Raw genomic sequence first — 18,054 nt, forward strand, 5'->3', positions numbered from 1 at the left:
TTCTGTGCCATGCGGGGCATATCCATTTCAAACATCGACCGGCCGTTGAGGCGGACCTGTTCACGTCGAACTTTGAAATCGGACTTTTGATCAGGGGAATGGCGAAGTGCTGTTCACAGGGACGCACATTCACAAGCTGGACCGGAAGGGACGCGTATCCGTCCCCAAACGGTTCCGTGCGGCCCTTGAGATGGAAGAATTCGCCGGTATCTACCTGTATCAATCCCACAAGGAATGCGCGCTCGAAGGCTGCAGCCACAGCCACATGGAGCGCATCGCCGCGTCGCTTGATGAACTTGATATGTTCTCTGACGAGGCAGACGATCTGGCAGACACCATCCTTGGCTCCTCGCATATGCTTCCTTATGACGGCGAAGGTCGTATCATTCTGCCCGCTGAATTGATCGAATTTGCCCGTATCGAAGATCAGGTCGCCTTTGTCGGCCGTGGTCGCACCTTCCGCCTGTGGAACCCGGAAATCTTCAAGCCCCTGCAAGAAGCCAGCCGGACCCGCACGCTTAATCGTGGTGCGACGCTCAAGCTCAAACCGATGAACGAACTCCCCAAAGGTGCACGTCCCGGCACCCCGAACGAGGAGGACGCATCATGAGCGACAAGGACATCCGTTTCGCCACCGAAGATCGCCCGCACAAGCCGGTCCTGCTTCGCGAGGTGCTTGACGCTCTTGCACCGTGTGACGGCGAAATCATGGTCGATGGCACCTTTGGCGCAGGCGGTTACTCCCGCGCCATTCTTGATTCCGCGAAATGCGAGCTGTATGGCATTGATCGCGATCCGAGTGCGGTTGCAACCGGTCGGAAACTTGAAGCCGAATATGACGGCCGTTTCCACATGGTCGAAGGATGCTTTGGCGATATGGGTCGGCTGATCCCGGCCGCTGGCCCCGAACAGGTCGATGGTATCGTTCTCGATATCGGCGTGTCGTCAATGCAGCTTGATCAGGCCGATCGCGGCTTTTCATTCCGCGAAGACGGTCCGCTTGATATGCGCATGTCGATGTCTGGCCCCACTGCGGCCGATTTCGTCAATACCGCCGAGGAAGAAGACATTGCCAATGTCATCTATCGTTATGGCGAGGAACGGGCATCGCGCAAGGTTGCCCGCAAGATCATCGAGATGCGCGCAGATGAGCCGTTTACAACCACATCACAGCTTGCCCGTGCTGTGCGCTCGGTCGTGCGCAAATCCAAGGACGGCATTGACCCGGCCACCCGCACGTTCCAGGCATTGCGCATCTATGTGAATGACGAGCTTGGCGAACTTGAACGTGCGATGGATGCGGCCGAAACACTGTTAAAGCCGGGCGGACGTTTGGTGGTTGTGACGTTCCATTCGCTCGAAGACCGCCTGGTCAAAACATTCATGAAGGCGCGTTCGGGCGATCCCAAGAAAATGTCGCGCCGCCTGCCTGGTGAGCCGGAAGTCGCCACACCGACCTTTACGACCATCACACGCAAGGCGGTGACCGGCCAGAAAGACGAAATTCGTGCCAACCCGCGCGCCCGGTCGGCAAAGCTGCGTGCTGTTGCCCGCAATGATCAGCCAGCCAACAAGCACGGAGGTCCAAAATGACCCGTGCGGTAACAATTATTGGCCTGTTCCTGACCATTTTGATTGGCGCTGGCACCTATTGGGTCAGCCACGAAGTCGAACGCCTTGAAAAGCATTATGCGGAAATCCAGTCCGACATTCTGGCCGAACAGGAAAGCATCCATGTGCTTGAAGCGGAATGGAGCTACCTGAACAATCCGGAACGGATTGAAAAGCTTTCGCGCGAATATCTTAGCTTGGCCCAGATCGAAGTGCTGCAAATGGCCAGCATCGATGATCTGCCAGAAGATTCCGACATGCATCAATACCGCATCGACAAGTTCGGCGAAGCGGTTGCCTTCATGCCTGTACCCCGTCCGCGTCCGGGCGATCGCGCCTATGCCGAGGCTGCCGAAACCATGATTGTGGACGCGCCATCAGTCGCCGAGACCGGGGGTGCGCAATGAGCTTTACCCGTTTCTCATACTGGCTGCGTGGTGACCGTCCGGAACTGGGGCCCGATCAGCGTGAACGTCTTGCACTTGAAACGGCCCGCAACCGTATTTTCATCACCGGCGCGATGTTCATCATCGGTTTTTGCTGGATCACCTATGGCCTGGTAGACGCATCGGTCTTGCGCCAGGGCAACGAACCGGCTGTGGCATCGGGTACCGATGCGCGCGAACTTAAAACCGAACGCGCCGACATCATTGATCGCAACGGCCTGTTGCTTGCCACCGATCTTCCGACCAACTCGCTTTATGCCGATGCCCGCGTGGTCAAGGACCCGGTTGAGTCTGCCGATCTTTTGCTGACGGTTTTGCCCGATCTTGATCGTGATACCCTGATCCGGCATCTGAGCTCGCGCAAGGCATTCGTATGGCTGCGCCGCAACCTGACGCCTGAGCAGCAATATGAAGTCAACTCGCTTGGCATTCCCGGCCTGAATTTCCAGCGCGAGGAACGCCGGGTGTATCCGCATGGGCGGCTGTTCTCGCACGTGCTTGGCTTTACCGACATCGACAATAACGGCATTGCTGGCGCCGAACGCGAATTCGATAACGAGTTGCGCATCAATAACGGCCCGCTTCAGCTGTCGCTTGATACCCGTGTGCAATTCGCGCTCGAAGAAGAAGTCGAAAACGCGATGGAGACCTATAGCGCGGTGGGCGCTGCAGGTCTTGTCATGGATGTCTATACCGGTGAAGTCATCGCGATGACGTCACTTCCGAATTTTGATCCCCATCGCCCGGGTCAGGCCCCGGCAGATGCACGGTTCAACCGGTCGACCCTTGGCGTTTATGAAATGGGGTCGGTGTTCAAACTGTTTAACACCGCCATCGCCCTTGAAACCGGCACATCCACACTCAATTCGGTTTACGATGCGACCGAACCGCTGCGGATTGCGCGTTTCTCGATCCGCGATTACCACGCTGAAAACCGCTGGCTGACGGTACCGGAAATTCTGGTCCACAGTTCCAACATCGGATCAGCGCGCATGGCGATGGCCTTCGGCGGTGAGAACCAGAAAAAATACCTGAAAAAGCTTGGCATGCTCGACAAACCGGAAATCGAGCTTCCGGAAGTTGGCGGGCCGCTTGTGCCCAATCCGTGGCGCGAAGTGAACACCATGACGATTTCGTTCGGTCATGGTCTGGCTGTCACCCCGCTTCAGGTCGTCAATGGCATTTCAACCATCGTCAATGGTGGTATCCGCCGCCCGTCCACGATCCTCAAACAGGATGGTGCACCGGCCGGCGAACGTGTGTTTTCCCAGAAAACTTCGGAACAGCTGCGTCGCCTGATGCGACTGGTTGTCACCGAAGGTTCGGGCAAAAAGGCCGAAGTGGCCGGCTACTTCCTTGGCGGGAAGACCGGCACCTCGGAAAAACTAGTGAACGGGCGCTATGTCAAGAACGCCCGCATGTCGACCTTTGTCGCCGCCTTCCCGATGCAGGACCCGAAATATGTGGTTCTGGTGACGCTGGACGAGCCCAAAGGCACCAAAGAAACTTATGGATTTGCCACAGCAGGTTGGGTGTCCGCCCCTGCGGTTGGCAAGGTTGTGACACGTATTGCTCCCCTTTTGGGCATTGAACCGGCGAATGCGAAGGCGCCGGAGATCGAGCAAGCGCTGCAGATCGAACTTCGCAAGGGGGAACGCAAACTTGCGTCTTTCTGAGCTCATGGCAGGTGATCAGGCGGCATTGAAACATGCCCAAGGACAGGACCCGAATATCACGGGCCTGACAGCAGACTCACGCACCGTGAAGGATGGCTATATGTTTGCCGCCCTGTCCGGTGCCCGCGACGACGGTTCCAAATATATTGCTGATGCGATCAAACTTGGGGCTGCCGCAATCCTGGCAAAGGACGGCACGCCAAGACCGACGGCCGCGACAGTTCCCCTTATTCCGGTTGAAAATCCGCGCAAACGCTATGCCCAGCTTGCCGCGCGCTTTTATGGCAAGCAGCCGGCCAATATTGCGGCGATCACCGGAACCAATGGCAAAACATCCACGGCGATCTTTACCGAACAGCTGTGGACGATCCTTGGCAATATGTCGGGATCCATCGGCACCCTTGGCATTCGTGCCGCCGGTGCCAAGATCCCCGGATCACTGACCACGCCTGACCCGGTTGCCCTGCACCAAAGTCTTGATGAAATGTGCGGCATCGGCGTCACCCATGTCGCGATGGAAGCAAGTTCGCACGGGCTTGACCAGTATCGTCTTGACGGGGTCAAGGTCACGGTGGCGGCCTTTACCAACCTGTCGCGTGATCATCTTGATTATCACGGCACGTTCGAAAAATACTTTGCCGCCAAGGCACGCCTGTTTTCCGACCTTCTGGTGGCGGACGGCACTGCTGTTCTGAATGCCGATGTCGAACAGTTCGCGCTGTTGAAAAAGATGTGTGAAAAGCGCGGCGTGAATATTCTGTCTTACGGGCAAAATGCCGATGACATCAAACTGGTCAAGGCAACCCCGGACAGCACCGGTACCAAAATCACGCTTCTGGCCAACAAGGGTGAATACAGCATTCATCTTCCCCTGATGGGCAGCTTCCAGGTGATGAACGCCCTTGCAGCCCTTTCGATTGTTGTGGCATCGGGTGCCGATCTTGATCAGGCTGTGCTGGCCCTTGAAAAACTTGAAGGTGTCCGTGGTCGTCTGGAACTGGTGGGCAAGACAAGTTTTGGCGCACCGGTATTTGTTGACTACGCCCATACGCCTGATGCGCTTGAAACCGTGATCAAGGCTGTGCGCCCGCATTGCAAAGGCCGCATCGTTTGTGTATTTGGTGCCGGCGGAGACCGCGACACCGGCAAACGCCCGTTGATGGGTGCCGTTGCCCATGACTTTGCCGATATCGCCATCATCACCGATGACAACCCGCGCAGCGAAGATCCCGCCCTGATCCGTGCGGCGATCAAGGCCAAATGCGAAGGTGCGGTGGAAATTGCCGACCGGGCAGAGGCCATCAAACGCGGCATTGGCATCCTGCAACGCAACGATGTCCTTATTATCGCCGGAAAAGGCCATGAAAGAGGCCAAATTGTCGGTGATACGGTTCTTCCGTTTGACGATGCATCTGTTGCCCGCAGCATCCTTGCAGGCGGCAATTGACCTGAATTCCCGTTACGGCGCCCAGGCCGTAACGGCCTGAGTGAAATGAAAGTGACGTTATGACAAAGGCTGTTTTATGGACGGCAAAGGATGCCGAAACCGCAACCGGTGGCAAAACGACCGGGAACTGGTCGGTTACCGGGATCTCGATAGACAGCCGAAAAGTCAGTAAAGGCGATCTTTTCATCGCACTTAAAGGCCCGAATTTCGACGGGCACAAATTTGCACAGGCTGCCCTTGATGCCGGTGCCAGTGCCGTCATGGTTTCTGATACCAACGGCATCACCGATACCGACAAGGTTCTTCTGGTTGATGACACGATGGATGCGCTTGTGCGCCTTGGCCTTGCAGGTCGTGCGCGCAGTTCGGCAAAAATCGTTGCGATTACCGGCAGTGTCGGCAAGACCGGCACCAAGGAAGCCCTTAAATATGTTTTGTCCCAGCAGGGTAAAACACATGCCAGCCCGGCAAGTTTCAACAACCACTGGGGCGTGCCGATCAGTCTGGCGACCCTTCCTGTCGATGCGCAATATGGTGTTTTTGAAATCGGCATGAACCATCCGGGTGAAATCAGCCCACTGGTCAAGATGGTCAAACCATCGGTCGCCCTGATTACCACCGTGGTTGGCGCGCATACCGAATTCTTCAAGGATGAAGCCGAAATCGCCATGGCCAAGGCCGAAATTTTCGACGGTCTTGACTCGGATGGCGCGGTAATTCTGAACCGTGACAACATGCATTACTTTGCCCTGGCACGGCGCGCCAAGGAACTGGGTCTTGGCAATATCAAGTGCTTTGGCACCGATGCGATGGCCAATTACCGCCTGTTTGAAGCCAACATTGTCACCGATGGCAGTGCTGTGCGCGCCCGTATCGGTGGCCGGGATCTTGAATATTTCATCGGGTGCCCCGGCGAACACTGGGTTTTGAATTCGCTGGCGGTTCTTGGATGTGTTGATGCAATCGGGGCCGATCCGCTGCGCGCCGCGCAGGATCTGGCCGATGTGACCCCGCCGGCTGGTCGCGGTGAAATCTCGACCGTCAAGGTCCCGTCAGGCGAAGGTACCTTTACCCTGATTGATGATGCATACAATGCCAATCCGACATCAATGATGGCCGGGATCAAGGTTCTGTCGCAAACCAAACCGGGCGATGATGGTCGCAAGATTGCCATTCTGGGTGATATGCGCGAACTCGGCGACGATGCTGTTCGCCTGCATGCCGATTTGCATCAGCCGCTAACCGCGCTTGAAATTGATCGGGTTTATTGCGTCGGTCCGCTGATGGGTGAACTCGACAAGACCCTGCCTGAAGACAAAAATGCCGGTCACTTTGATACCGCCGAAGACGCGATTGAACCGATAAAGGCCGATTTGCGGTCCGGAGACGTGGTTTTGGTCAAAGGATCACTTGGCATTTACGTTTCGAAAATTGTATCGGCCCTAAAATCCTGTGGCGTGGTGGATAGCCCCGCAGAAACACAGAATTAAGTCGCAGAAGGAACGACAAGAGCAATGCTCTATAATCTGCTTTATCAACTGTCTGATCAGATGCCGGTATTGAACCTGTTTCGGTACATTACCTTCCGGACGGGCGGTGCGATCATTACGTCGCTTATCCTTGCCTTTGTAATTGGCCCCCATCTGATCAACTGGTTGCGTTCCAAACAAAGCGAAGGCCAGCCGATCCGTGAAGACGGCCCTGAAAGCCATCTTCTGACCAAAAAGGGCACGCCGACCATGGGCGGGCTTTTGCTGTTGCTGTCGACATCGATTGCGACCCTGCTGTGGGCGGATTTGAAAAACCCCTATGTCTGGGCGGTTCTTCTTGTCACCATCGGGTATGGTTTCCTTGGTTTCCTTGACGACTATCTTAAAGTTTCAAAGAAAAACACCAAAGGCCTTCCGGGCAAGCTCAAACTGCTGGGGCAGTTTTCGATCGCGGCCCTTGCTGCCTGGTGGATTTCCTACAATACCGCTGATCCGCTTTCGACCGCCCTTGCCTTCCCGTTCTTTAAGAACTTCCTGCTTGATCTTGGCTGGTTCTTTATTCCGTTTGCCATGTTTGTCATGGTTGGTGCGTCGAACTCGGTCAACCTGACGGACGGTCTTGACGGTCTTGCCATCGTTCCGGTGATGATTGCCGCTGCAAGTTTTGCGCTGATCACCTATCTCATCGGCAACGTGCAGTTTGCCGAATATCTTCAGGTTCATTATGTCGCCGGATCGGGCGAGCTTACCATCTTCCTTGGCGCCCTGGTTGGGGCTGGCCTTGGTTTCCTTTGGTACAACGCCCCGCCGGCGATGGTGTTTATGGGGGATACCGGATCGCTTGCCCTTGGCGGTGCCCTGGGTGCTGTTTCGGTCGTGACCAAACATGAACTTGTTCTGGCAATTATTGGCGGTCTGTTTGTTCTTGAGACCCTGTCTGTGATCATTCAGGTGGGATCGTTCAAACTGACCGGGAAACGCGTTTTCCGCATGGCCCCGCTTCATCACCATTTCGAGAAAAAAGGCTGGCAGGAACCGACCATCGTGATCCGTTTCTGGATCATCGCGGTCATTCTGGCGCTGGTTGGTCTTGCTACTTTGAAACTCCGGTAAGGACGTCCTATCGTGATTGATCTTTCGCATCTGCGCGGCAAAACCATTGCGGTCCTGGGGCTCGGGAAATCCGGCCTTGCCAGCGTAAAGGCATTGATCAATTCCGGTGCCGTCGTCTGGGCATGGGATGACAATCCCGCAGGCCGTGAACAGATCGAACCACTGGGCCTTGCCCCGATCAATCTGGCGGAATGTGACTGGACCGAACCCGATATGCTGGTGATCAGCCCGGGCATCCCATCCACCTTCCCGACCCCGCATCCGGCTGCCGAAAAGGCACGTCGGGCGGGCAAGCCGATCATTTGCGATGTCGAACTTCTGTGCACCGCACAGCCAGACGTTCCGACACTGGCGATCACCGGCACAAATGGCAAATCGACAACCACCGCCCTGACTGCCCATATCATTACGCAGGCCGGGATCAACACCCAGGCGGGTGGTAATCTTGGCAATGCGGCCCTTGGCCTTGAACCGTCAACAGCCGATGATTGCCTTGTTCTTGAACTGTCATCCTATCAGCTTGACCTTCTTGAACATGCGGCCTTTGATGCCTGTGCGCTTTTGAACATCACCCCGGATCACCTTGACCGTCATGGCGGGATGGATGGCTATATCGGGGCAAAACGGCAGATCTTTGCACGTAACAAGGGTCCGAAATGGGCGATCATTTCGGTTGATGATGAACCTTGTGCCAAGATGGCGGTTGAACTGGCCCGCGAAGGCGGCCGTCACATTATCGAAGTATCGGTCAAGAACCCGGTCGATCACGGCATTTATGTCGATGAAAAGGGCTGGCTGATTGATGACCTTACGGGAGCCAAAACACCGATCCTTGATCTTGCCACCGTAACCCACATGCCGGGCAAACATAACTGGCAAAACATTGCCTTTGCCTATGGCCTGTGCCGGGCGCGCGGTGTTGATGCCACCCGCATCATTGACGGGATCATGACATTTCCGGGCCTTGCCCATCGGCAGGAACAGCTGGGTACGATTGATAATGTCGTTTTTGTCAATGACAGCAAGGCCACCAATGCCGAAGCATCGGCAAAGGCGCTTTCGGCCTATCAGAACATCTACTGGATTGTTGGCGGCAAACCCAAGGAAGGCGGTATCGCCGGACTTGAGGAATTCTATCCCCACATCAAGAAGGCCTATCTGATCGGCGAGGCCGAAGATGCCTTTGCCCGGACCCTTGGTGCCGATCTGCCATGGGAGAAGTGCAAAACTCTTGATGTCGCGACCAAAGCTGCCTTTGAAGATGCCAAATCGGACGGCGAGGATGCACCGGTTGTCATGCTGACCCCGGCCTGTGCATCGTTTGATCAGTTCAAAAGTTTTGAAGCACGCGGCGATGCGTTCCGCGATTTGTATTCCCGCCTGGCAAGTGCCGGCACAAACGGGAAGGCAGGCGCATGAAATCGTTGTTTGGCAATAACACCAATATCGCCTTTTCACGTGCCGATACGTCTGTTCTGGGCATCTGGTGGTGGACGGTTGATCGCTGGCTGCTGGCGGCAATCATTCTTCTGATGGGCATCGGTGCGCTTCTGGTCATGTCGGCAAGTCCGCCGGTAGCCGATCGCATCAATGTTGACAGCTTCCACTTTGTCACCCGTCAGTTCGTATTTCTGGGCATGGCGGCCGGATGCATGTTCGGCATATCGCTTTTGCCCGTGAAATGGGTGCGACGCCTGGCATCAATCATGTTTTTGGGCGTGATTTTCCTTTTGATCATTACCCCCTTCATCGGATCGGACATCAAGGGTGCGGTGCGCTGGATCAACGTTGCAGGCATCAACCTGCAACCATCGGAATTCCTGAAACCGGCCTTTGCGGTGGTTGTCGCATGGATGTTTGCCGAAGGTCGGCTGAACCCGAACTTCCCGGGTTATATCGTCAGTTGTCTGATGCTGGCGGTTTGCATCTTTCTATTGATGATCCAGCCGGACTTTGGCCAGACCGTCGTTGTCACGTCCATCTGGTCGGTACAGATCTTCCTGGCCGGACTTCCGATCATTCTGGTGTTCTGTCTTGGATTGGGTGCGGTTGGCCTTGCGGTCAGTGCCTATTTGATCCTGCCCCACGTTCAGTCCCGTGTGGACCGCTTCCTTGATCCGGCATCTGGTGACAACTATCAGATCGAACGATCGATGGAAGCCTTCATGAGTGGCGGCATCATGGGCCGCGGTCCCGGCGAAGGCTGGGTCAAGAACTCGATCCCTGATGCCCATTCCGACTTTATCTTTGCCGTGGCCGGTGAAGAATTCGGATTGCTGTTCTGTGTGCTGGTGGTCGGTGTCTTTACCTTTATCATCATGCGCGGCCTTTCGCGGTTGATGGGGGAACGCAACCTGTTTGTGGTTCTGGCCGTGACCGGCATTCTGGTTCAGTTCGGCTTGCAGGCCGTAATCAACATGGCCTCCACCCTGCAACTGGTCCCGCCAAAGGGCATGACCCTGCCGTTCGTTTCCTATGGCGGGTCGGCCACCATCGGCATTGCGATCGGCATGGGATTTGTTCTTGCGCTTACGCGTAAACGTCCGGGCGAATAACACCTGTTTTCCGGATGTTTTGCCTGACCTGAATTTTCTGCATCAAAACGACAAAATCCGACCTTATTCCGTACCCGGTTTGAAGGGATATTAACCTTTGTCGGGTTCTGATGGGGTAACTGTGCGGGATCATCCCGATGCGACGTCGTTTCACATGTGGACAAGATGACTGACTTCACCAAACTTGATATTTCGGCCACGGACACCCCGCTTGCGGGTCAGGTGATTGCCGTCACGTCTGGCGGAACCGGCGGACATATGTTCCCAGCTGTTGCCTTGTCCAGATCACTGGTTCGACGCGGTGCCAAGGTTCTGTTTTTCACAGATGCCCGTGCCGCCCGCTATACCGAGGGTGTTGAAGGTGTCGAAACCGTCATCCTGCCAGCCGGTGGCATTGCCGGCAAAGGCATCAAGGGTCGTCTGACCGGCGCATTTCGCCTTGGCCTTGGCACGTTAAAGGCACGATCCCTGATCAAAAAGGCAAAACCGGCCGCCGTGATCGGCTTTGGCGGATATGCATCGATCCCGGCCACCATGTCGGCAAAATGGCTTGGCATCCCCTATGCCATTCATGAACAGAACGCGGTTCTGGGCCGGGCAAACCGACTGGTTGCCAGCCATGCAGAACGCATTGCCACATCCTTTGCCAAAGTGACGATGATTGCGCCCGGCGATGAAGGCAAGGTCATCTGGACCGGCAATCCGGTGCGCGCCGAAGTCGCAGCCCTTGCCGCGAGTGAGTATGAGGCGCCTACGGCCGATGGCCCGATCCGCCTTTTGATCACCGGTGGTTCGCAAGGGGCACGCATCTTGTCCGAGGTGCTGCCAAATGCGTTGGTCAGCCTGCCAGAAGACATTCGCAAACGTCTTCACGTCACCCAGCAGGCCCGCGAAGAAGATATCGATGCCGTGCGCGCGACCTATGAGGGATCATTGATTGATGTGACCCTTGCGTCCTTCATCAACGATATTCCCGAAAAATTGCGGGACTGCCATTTGGTGATTGCACGATCCGGGGCATCAACAGTGGCCGAACTGACCGCGGCGGGACGTCCGGGTTTTCTGGTTCCCCTGCCCCATGCCATTGATGATCATCAACGTTTTAATGCCCAGCAGGTTGAGGATGCCGGTGGCGCATGGTTGCTGCCTCAGGATCGCTTTACCAGCGAACTGGTATCCGAACGGCTGGCGAAACTTTTAACCAATCCGGCGGCCTTGACGCGCGCAGCAAAGGCCGCCAAAAGCAGCGGTCGCGCCAATGCCGCCGAACGGCTGGCCGATATGGTGCTTGATATGCTGGGGCTGAACCCGGCCGGAAGCCCGAATAACGAAAACATGAATAAAGACCCCCAGAAGGTATGAGGAGACATGCAATGAATACCCTGCCGCTCAACATCGGCACCATCCACTTTGTCGGTATTGGTGGCATCGGCATGTCCGGCATTGCCGAAATTCTCCACAACCTGGGCTATTCGGTTCAGGGATCGGATATTTCGGACAATGCCAATGTGCAGCGCCTACGCGATCTGGGCATCACGGTTTTTGTCGGTCATCAGGCGTCCAACGTCGAAGATGCCAAGGTGGTTGTCATTTCCACCGCCGTCAAACCGAACAACCCCGAAGTCGTCGCCGCGCGCGCAGAAATGATCCCGGTTGTCCGCCGTTCGGAAATGCTGGCCGAACTGATGCGCCTTAAGGCAGCAATCGCGATTGGCGGCACGCATGGCAAAACCACCACCACCTCGCTGGTGGCGACCATGCTTGATGCTGCCGGGCTTGATCCGACCGTGATCAATGGCGGGATTATCAATTCATATGGCACCAATGCCCGCCTTGGCGAAGGCGACTGGATGGTGGTTGAAGCCGATGAGTCTGATGGTACCTTTGTCAAAGTACCGTCCACCATTTCGGTTGTGACCAATATCGATCCGGAACATCTCGATCACTGGAAAGATTTCGATCAACTGCGCGAAGCCTTCAAAAACTTCGTTCAGAACATTCCGTTCTATGGATTTGCCGTTCTGTGCATTGACCATCCCGAAGTTCAGGCCCTTATTGGCAAGGTTACCGATCGCCGTATCTTTACCTTCGGCTTCTCGCCACAAGCAGATGTGCGCGCGGTCAATGTGCGCACCAATATCGGCGAAAGCATCTTTGACGTCGTTATCCGCGAACGTGTCGATAGCGAAGAACGCGTGATCAAGGATGTCCGTCTGCCGATGGTTGGCGATCACAACGTATCGAACTCGCTTGCGGCGATCACGGTTGCGCTTGAACTTGGCATTCCGGACGACAAAATCGTTTCCGCCTTTGACGGTTTTACCGGGGTCAAGCGCCGCTTTACCAAAACCGGTGAAGTCGATGGTGTCACCATCATTGACGATTACGGCCACCACCCGGTCGAAATCAAAGCGGTCCTTAAAGCCGCCCGCCAAGCGACGCAGAACAATGTCATTGCCGTGGTTCAGCCGCACCGCTATTCGCGCCTGCATGACCTGTTTGAAGATTTCTGCACCTGCTTTAACGATGCCGACAGCGTGATTGTCGCCGATGTTTACGAAGCCGGCGAAAGCCCGATCGAAGGCGCATCACGTGACGCCCTTGTCGAAGGGTTGCGCAACCGTGGCCACCGCCATGTCAGTGCCCTTGAAGGCCCGGACAAACTCGCAGAAGTCATCAGGAATGAAGCCAAGCCGGGCGATCTTGTCGTCTGTCTTGGTGCCGGTTCCATCAGTGCATGGGCCAACGCCCTGCCCGCACAACTCGAAGCCCTGAAGAACTGAGACATCCATGAGCACGCCGGGACACCACACACCGCTGATCGATCGCCTGCCCAAAGTTCGCGGCAAGCTGCGTGAAGGCGCGCAACTGGCAAAAGTCACCTGGTTTCAGGTTGGCGGCCCGGCCGATGTGATGTTCCGTCCGGCCGATGAAGCCGATCTTGCCGATTTCCTGAAAGGCAAACCCGATGACATGCCGGTCACTGTGATCGGGGTGGGATCGAACCTTTTGGTGCGCGATGGCGGTATTCGCGGTGTTGTGATTCGCCTGGGTCGCCCGTTTACCGATGCCGTGGTCAAGGATGGCGATCTGCATGTCGGTGCCGGTGCACTTGATCTGAATGTCGCGCAAGTGGCACAGCAGGCCGGGATCGCCGGACTTGAATTCCTGTCTGGTATTCCGGGAACCATCGGTGGGGCACTTCGGATGAATGCCGGGGCCTATGGCAGCGAGATCAAGGATGTTCTGATTTCCGCCACCGCCATTGACGGCAAGGGCATCAAACACACGGTGACGCCCGTTGAAATGGGGATGTCATACCGCCATTGCGATTTGCCCGAAGACTGGATTTTCACATCGGCCATCCTGCGCGGCACAGCGGGCGATCCCGATGAAATCGCCAAACGTATGGACGAAATCCAGCAGGCCCGCGCCGGATCCCAGCCGATCAAGTCACGGACGGGCGGATCGACCTTTGCCAATCCGGTGCCCGACCGCGCATGGGAAGTCATTGATGCGGCGGGATGTCGCGGACTGACCATCGGCGGGGCGCAAATGTCCGAACAACATTGCAATTTCATGATCAATACGGGCAATGCCACCGCCCTTGATCTTGAACAGTTGGGCGATGAAGTCCGCAAACGGGTTAAGGAACATAGCGGCGTTGAGCTGCGCTGGGAAATCCGGCGCATTGGCGAACGCCTTGGCCACTCGATCATAGGAAAAGACGCATGAGCAAACATGTCGCTGTCATTCTGGGCGGTTGGTCAGCAGAGCGCGAAGTATCCCTGTCCTCCGGGCGCGAATGCGCCAAGGCCCTGCGTGAAAAGGGATATCAGGTCACCGAAATCGATGCGACCCGTGACCTTGCCAACCAGATCGCCGCAATCGATCCCAAACCCGACGTCATTTTCAACGCCCTGCATGGCCGCTGGGGCGAAGATGGCGCGGTTCAGGGTTTGCTTGAAATTCTGAACATCCCCTACACCCATTCCGGTGTGCGGGCATCGGCCATTGCCATGGACAAAATGTCGGCCAAGGCAATGTTTGCCGAATATGAAATCCCCTGTGCGCGACATGTTTGGGTAAGCCGGGGCGATATCGCCAATGGCAAGGCACTGCCGCCGCCCTATGTTCTTAAACCCAATAACGAAGGGTCTTCTGTCGGTGTCGAAATCATCCTGACCCCCGAAGAAGAACAGAACATGCTGGCGCGCGACTGGGTTCATGGCGATGGCGTCATGCAGGAAGAATTCATTGCCGGGCGCGAAATGACGGTTGCGGTAAAGGATGGCAAGGCGATGGAAGTCATCGAAATCCTGACCGGCAACCATGCCTTTTATGATTTTGAGTCCAAATACGCCCAGGGCGGGTCCGAACACATCATTCCCGCCGACATTCACGGCGATCTTCGCGACCGTCTGCAACGCCATGCCGAGCAGGCTTACCGTGCGCTGGGCTGTCGTGGTGTGGCGCGCGCAGATTTCCGCTATGATCCGGAACAGGACCGCCTGGCCATCCTCGAAATCAATACCCAGCCCGGCATGACACCGACATCACTTGTTCCCGATGCAGCCCGCCATGACGGCATGAGCTTTGCCGATATCGTCGCATGGATGGTGGAGGATGCTTCATGCGAACGCTAGGCCCCGTTGGCACGCTTGAAGAACAGGCACGCGAACGTCGCGAAAAGCTTGATAAAAAGCATGGCATTGCCTCCAACCTGAAAAAGGTGGCGCGTGTCATGTGGTGGGCGGGCTTTGTCGGGGTCATTACAATCATTCCCGCAGCCCTTTGGTATACCGGCAAGCCTGACAAATGGATTGCCATTGCCGAAGATGAAAGTGTCCGCCTGTCCGCTGAACTGGGCATGACGGTCAAGAATATCGAAGTTTCGGGCCGCGAAAAAACCGACACCAACGCGCTTCTGGCGGCAATCGGTCAAAAGCCGGGCACACCGATCATTACATTTGACGTTGATGCCGCGCGCGAACGGATCGAGCAGCTTTCATGGGTGCGCACCGCAACGGTTGAACGCCAGTTGCCCGATACCCTGATCGTGTCGATTGTTGAACGTAAGCCGCTTGCACTGTGGCAAACCGAAGATCGCGGTCACGTCCTGATTGATGGGGACGGTGAACAGCTTCAGAACTATGAACTTGGTGATTATCTTGATCTGCCGGTTCTGGTCGGGGACGATGCCCCGCAACATGCCGCCGAAATGCTTCAAACCATTCAAAGCATCCCGGATCTTTATGCCAAGGTCACCGGCGCACAGCGTATCGGTCATCGTCGCTGGAATATTCAGTTGTCGAACGGCATGTTCATCCGTTTGCCCGAACATGACATGGACAAGGCCTGGCAACGGCTTGAGATGCTTGATCGCGAACATGACCTTCTTGAACGCGACATCCTGATTGTCGATTTGCGTTTGCCTGATCGTACCTTTGTACGCCTGACACCGGGGGCGGCGGAAAAGCGCCGTAATCCCCCAAAGAAGGAGGGAGCGGTCTAGAACGGCCGCCTGAAATCACCAATCAGGACTGATTGACGCGCCAAACCGGTTTCGGTTCGCTAAGCGTTTGCAGCGTATCGGGTTGCACCCCTTTGATCACATCAAGAAGATGCGAAGCCAGTTGCTGACCGGCAACAATCAGGTCTTCGCGCAAACTGTCGATCCGCGGGCGTGTCAGATCAAGCAAATCCGACGTTTCCTTGGCGATGACGTCGGCATGCTTGCCAACCTCAAGCCCGGACTGCGTCATGCCGTCAATCAGCGCCATGGCACATAATTCACTGCCACAAATGATCCCGTCCGGGACATATTCCTGATGACGAAGCGCCATGCCCGCCTGGCGCAGGACTTCGATGCTGCTGTCAAGATCGACACCGGGCAGGACCCTGAACGGGATGTTGACCGGTTCGGCGATTTCGGCAAGTCCTGCCAATGTTTCCTGATAATATGAAAATTCCGACGGCGGTGCCAAAAGCGCCAGACGGTTGCGCCCGCGTTTGATCATGCGTTCTGCCGCCATCCGGCAAAAGGCACGGTTATCAAAATCGTGATAGGCATGATCCTGTATCGTCTGGCACCGTCCATGGGTGACAAAGGGCAATCCACTTTGTCTAAGGGCATGAACCCGTTCGTCATCAGGCCGGATATGGGTCAGGATCACCCCATCGGCGGCCCGGGTTTCAAGGATATAGCGCACCGGGTCCATCGGATCATCCAGACGCGATTGCGGGGTTACCACCAGATGGTATGGCGTGCCGCGAATGGCTTCTGAAATGCCGACAATCATGCGCCGGGCGAATTCCGGCACCTTGTCGGTCTGATCAAGGATCAGGCTGATGACATTTGTCTTGCCGGTGCGCAGCCTTACACCGGCGCGATCAGGGTGATAGCCGACCGCATCGGCGACCTTACGGACACGTTCCTTGGTTTTTGCACCAATATCGGGCGCATCCTTTAACGCACGCGATACCGTCGTGACCCCAAGCCCGGTCATCTCGGCAATGGTTTTAAGTGTGGGGCGTGACCGGGGGGATGTTACCCCCTTTCCGGTCAGATATGGATCAGACAGTTTTCCCAACCTCCGGGCTGAACGCGTAATTAACGCAACCGTTCACCGCTTTGTGGATCAAAAAACACAATCTTTTCAAGATTGAAAAGCAAATCGGCTGCTTGATTGGCTGATCCGGACCAGTCCTGATGCAGGCGGGTAACGACCTCTTTCCCGCCCAGTGTCGTGATGGCATAGATATCCGCACCCGCAGGTTCGACAACGTCGATACGACAGGTTGCCTGAATGGATTTTTCGCCACCGCGCCCGGCCGCATCGGTTATGGCTTCGGGCCGGATGCCGACAATCACATCCTGTCCGTTGCGCGCACTGACCGTAACCGGCAGAGCGTCAAACGACAGAACAAGCGGATCATCCCCCGCACGGCTCATCTCGATTGCATGGCCCCGCACGGTCGCCGGGATCAGGTTCATGGCCGGACTGCCCATAAAGTCGGCAACAAACATGTTGCTGGGATCATTATAGATTTCGGCTGGTGTGCCATATTGCTGGACAATCCCGTCTTTGAGGACCGCAATGCGCGTGCCCAGGGTCATGGCTTCGATCTGATCGTGGGTGACATAGACGATCGTGCTGCCAAATGTCTGATGCATCCGTTTGATTTCGGTACGCATATCCACACGCAGCTTGGCATCAAGGTTTGAAAGCGGTTCATCAAACAGGAACAGTTTCGGGTTTCGCACAAGGGCCCGCCCCATGGCTACGCGCTGTCGCTGACCACCGGAAAGCTGACCGGGTTTGCGGTCCAGAAGATGTTCGATCTGAAGCGTTTTGGCGACTTCGGCGACCTTGGCGTCGCGTTCATCCTTGGGCATGCCGCGCATTTCAAGGCCAAAGGCGATGTTTTGCCCGACATTCATATTCGGATAAAGCGCATAACTTTGAAACACCATGGCAATATTGCGATCTGCCGGTGCAAGATCGTCAATCACGTTGCCTTCGATCCGAATTTCCCCGGTGGTCAGTTTTTCCAACCCGGCGATGGTATTGAGCAAGGTCGACTTGCCGCAGCCCGACGGCCCGACCAACACCAGAAATCCGCCTTCTTCGACATCCAATGAAATATCGCGCAGGACATTTATCGGTCCGAAACTTTTGCATACCTTGTCGATCTGAAGAAATGACATGGTTC

At 56.0% G+C, this 18,054-nt stretch carries 16 protein-coding genes; 14 read left to right on the forward strand and 2 right to left on the reverse strand.

Translation table 11 applies throughout. From position 1 onward, the window contains the following. Positions 1–106: 106 nt before the first annotated feature. The 14 genes from WA429_RS17915 (at position 107) to WA429_RS17980 (ending at position 15,853) form a co-directional block, all read left to right on the forward strand. On the forward strand, positions 107–610 hold the full coding sequence (locus tag WA429_RS17915; RefSeq protein WP_287466212.1) for a division/cell wall cluster transcriptional repressor MraZ: 504 nt from the start codon (positions 107–109) through the stop codon (positions 608–610). Continuing rightward, entirely contained in the window at positions 607–1,593 is a 987-nt protein-coding gene (rsmH, locus tag WA429_RS17920; RefSeq protein WP_068519527.1) for a 16S rRNA (cytosine(1402)-N(4))-methyltransferase RsmH, read from the forward strand. The genes WA429_RS17915 and rsmH overlap by 4 nt, the downstream gene beginning before the upstream one ends. Further along, complete coding sequence (ftsL, locus tag WA429_RS17925) at positions 1,590–2,018, forward strand: cell division protein FtsL (RefSeq protein WP_101245720.1); 429 nt, start codon at positions 1,590–1,592, stop codon at positions 2,016–2,018. Before rsmH ends, ftsL begins: the two co-directional genes overlap by 4 nt. Next, positions 2,015–3,733 (forward strand): peptidoglycan D,D-transpeptidase FtsI family protein, encoded by a 1,719-nt coding sequence (locus WA429_RS17930; RefSeq protein ID WP_068519525.1) that lies wholly within the window; start codon positions 2,015–2,017, stop codon positions 3,731–3,733. The genes ftsL and WA429_RS17930 overlap by 4 nt, the downstream gene beginning before the upstream one ends. Beyond that, positions 3,720–5,180 (forward strand): UDP-N-acetylmuramoyl-L-alanyl-D-glutamate--2,6-diaminopimelate ligase, encoded by a 1,461-nt coding sequence (locus WA429_RS17935; protein ID WP_114113711.1) that lies wholly within the window; start codon positions 3,720–3,722, stop codon positions 5,178–5,180. Before WA429_RS17930 ends, WA429_RS17935 begins: the two co-directional genes overlap by 14 nt. A gap of 59 nt (positions 5,181–5,239) precedes the next feature. Then, positions 5,240–6,670 (forward strand): UDP-N-acetylmuramoyl-tripeptide--D-alanyl-D-alanine ligase, encoded by a 1,431-nt coding sequence (locus WA429_RS17940; protein WP_287466211.1) that lies wholly within the window; start codon positions 5,240–5,242, stop codon positions 6,668–6,670. Between the two features lie 24 nt (positions 6,671–6,694). Beyond that, entirely contained in the window at positions 6,695–7,783 is a 1,089-nt protein-coding gene (mraY, locus tag WA429_RS17945; protein WP_068519522.1) for a phospho-N-acetylmuramoyl-pentapeptide-transferase, read from the forward strand. A 12-nt stretch (positions 7,784–7,795) separates the two neighbouring features. Continuing rightward, positions 7,796–9,202 carry a UDP-N-acetylmuramoyl-L-alanine--D-glutamate ligase gene (murD, locus tag WA429_RS17950; RefSeq protein ID WP_287466210.1) on the forward strand — a complete coding sequence of 469 codons (1,407 nt, stop codon included), beginning with the start codon at positions 7,796–7,798 and terminating at the stop codon, positions 9,200–9,202. Next, complete coding sequence (gene ftsW / locus WA429_RS17955) at positions 9,199–10,338, forward strand: putative lipid II flippase FtsW (RefSeq protein WP_068519520.1); 1,140 nt, start codon at positions 9,199–9,201, stop codon at positions 10,336–10,338. Before murD ends, ftsW begins: the two co-directional genes overlap by 4 nt. A 165-nt stretch (positions 10,339–10,503) precedes the next feature. Continuing rightward, positions 10,504–11,700, forward strand: a complete 1,197-nt coding sequence (murG, locus tag WA429_RS17960; RefSeq protein WP_287466209.1) for an undecaprenyldiphospho-muramoylpentapeptide beta-N-acetylglucosaminyltransferase — start codon at positions 10,504–10,506, stop codon at positions 11,698–11,700. Positions 11,701–11,711: 11 nt separating this feature from the next. Then, positions 11,712–13,121, forward strand: a complete 1,410-nt coding sequence (gene murC, locus WA429_RS17965) for a UDP-N-acetylmuramate--L-alanine ligase (protein WP_068519518.1) — start codon at positions 11,712–11,714, stop codon at positions 13,119–13,121. Positions 13,122–13,128: 7 nt separating this feature from the next. Further along, positions 13,129–14,073 carry a UDP-N-acetylmuramate dehydrogenase gene (gene murB, locus WA429_RS17970; RefSeq protein ID WP_287466208.1) on the forward strand — a complete coding sequence of 315 codons (945 nt, stop codon included), beginning with the start codon at positions 13,129–13,131 and terminating at the stop codon, positions 14,071–14,073. Further along, positions 14,070–14,984, forward strand: coding sequence for a D-alanine--D-alanine ligase (locus tag WA429_RS17975; protein ID WP_068519516.1), 915 nt, complete (start codon positions 14,070–14,072; stop codon positions 14,982–14,984). Before murB ends, WA429_RS17975 begins: the two co-directional genes overlap by 4 nt. After that, the gene (locus WA429_RS17980; protein WP_287466207.1) at positions 14,972–15,853 is read left to right on the forward strand and encodes a cell division protein FtsQ/DivIB; all 882 of its coding nucleotides are present in this window, start codon (positions 14,972–14,974) and stop codon (positions 15,851–15,853) included. The genes WA429_RS17975 and WA429_RS17980 overlap by 13 nt, the downstream gene beginning before the upstream one ends. 22 nt (positions 15,854–15,875) lie before the next feature. Here the strand turns inward: WA429_RS17980 and WA429_RS17985 are convergent, their stop codons facing one another. Together WA429_RS17985 and WA429_RS17990 are read right to left on the reverse strand one after the other, a co-directional pair. Next, entirely contained in the window at positions 15,876–16,931 is a 1,056-nt protein-coding gene (locus WA429_RS17985; protein WP_287466206.1) for a LacI family transcriptional regulator, read from the reverse strand. Positions 16,932–16,951: 20 nt separating this feature from the next. Next, a complete protein-coding gene (locus tag WA429_RS17990) occupies positions 16,952–18,049 on the reverse strand; it encodes an ABC transporter ATP-binding protein (protein ID WP_114113704.1) in 1,098 nt (365 codons plus the stop codon). Between the last annotated feature and the right edge of the window lie 5 nt (positions 18,050–18,054).

Origin of the sequence: Thalassospira sp. CH_XMU1420-2 (assembly GCF_037029325.1) — a bacterium.
Taxonomy (GTDB): domain Bacteria; phylum Pseudomonadota; class Alphaproteobacteria; order Rhodospirillales; family Thalassospiraceae; genus Thalassospira; species Thalassospira povalilytica.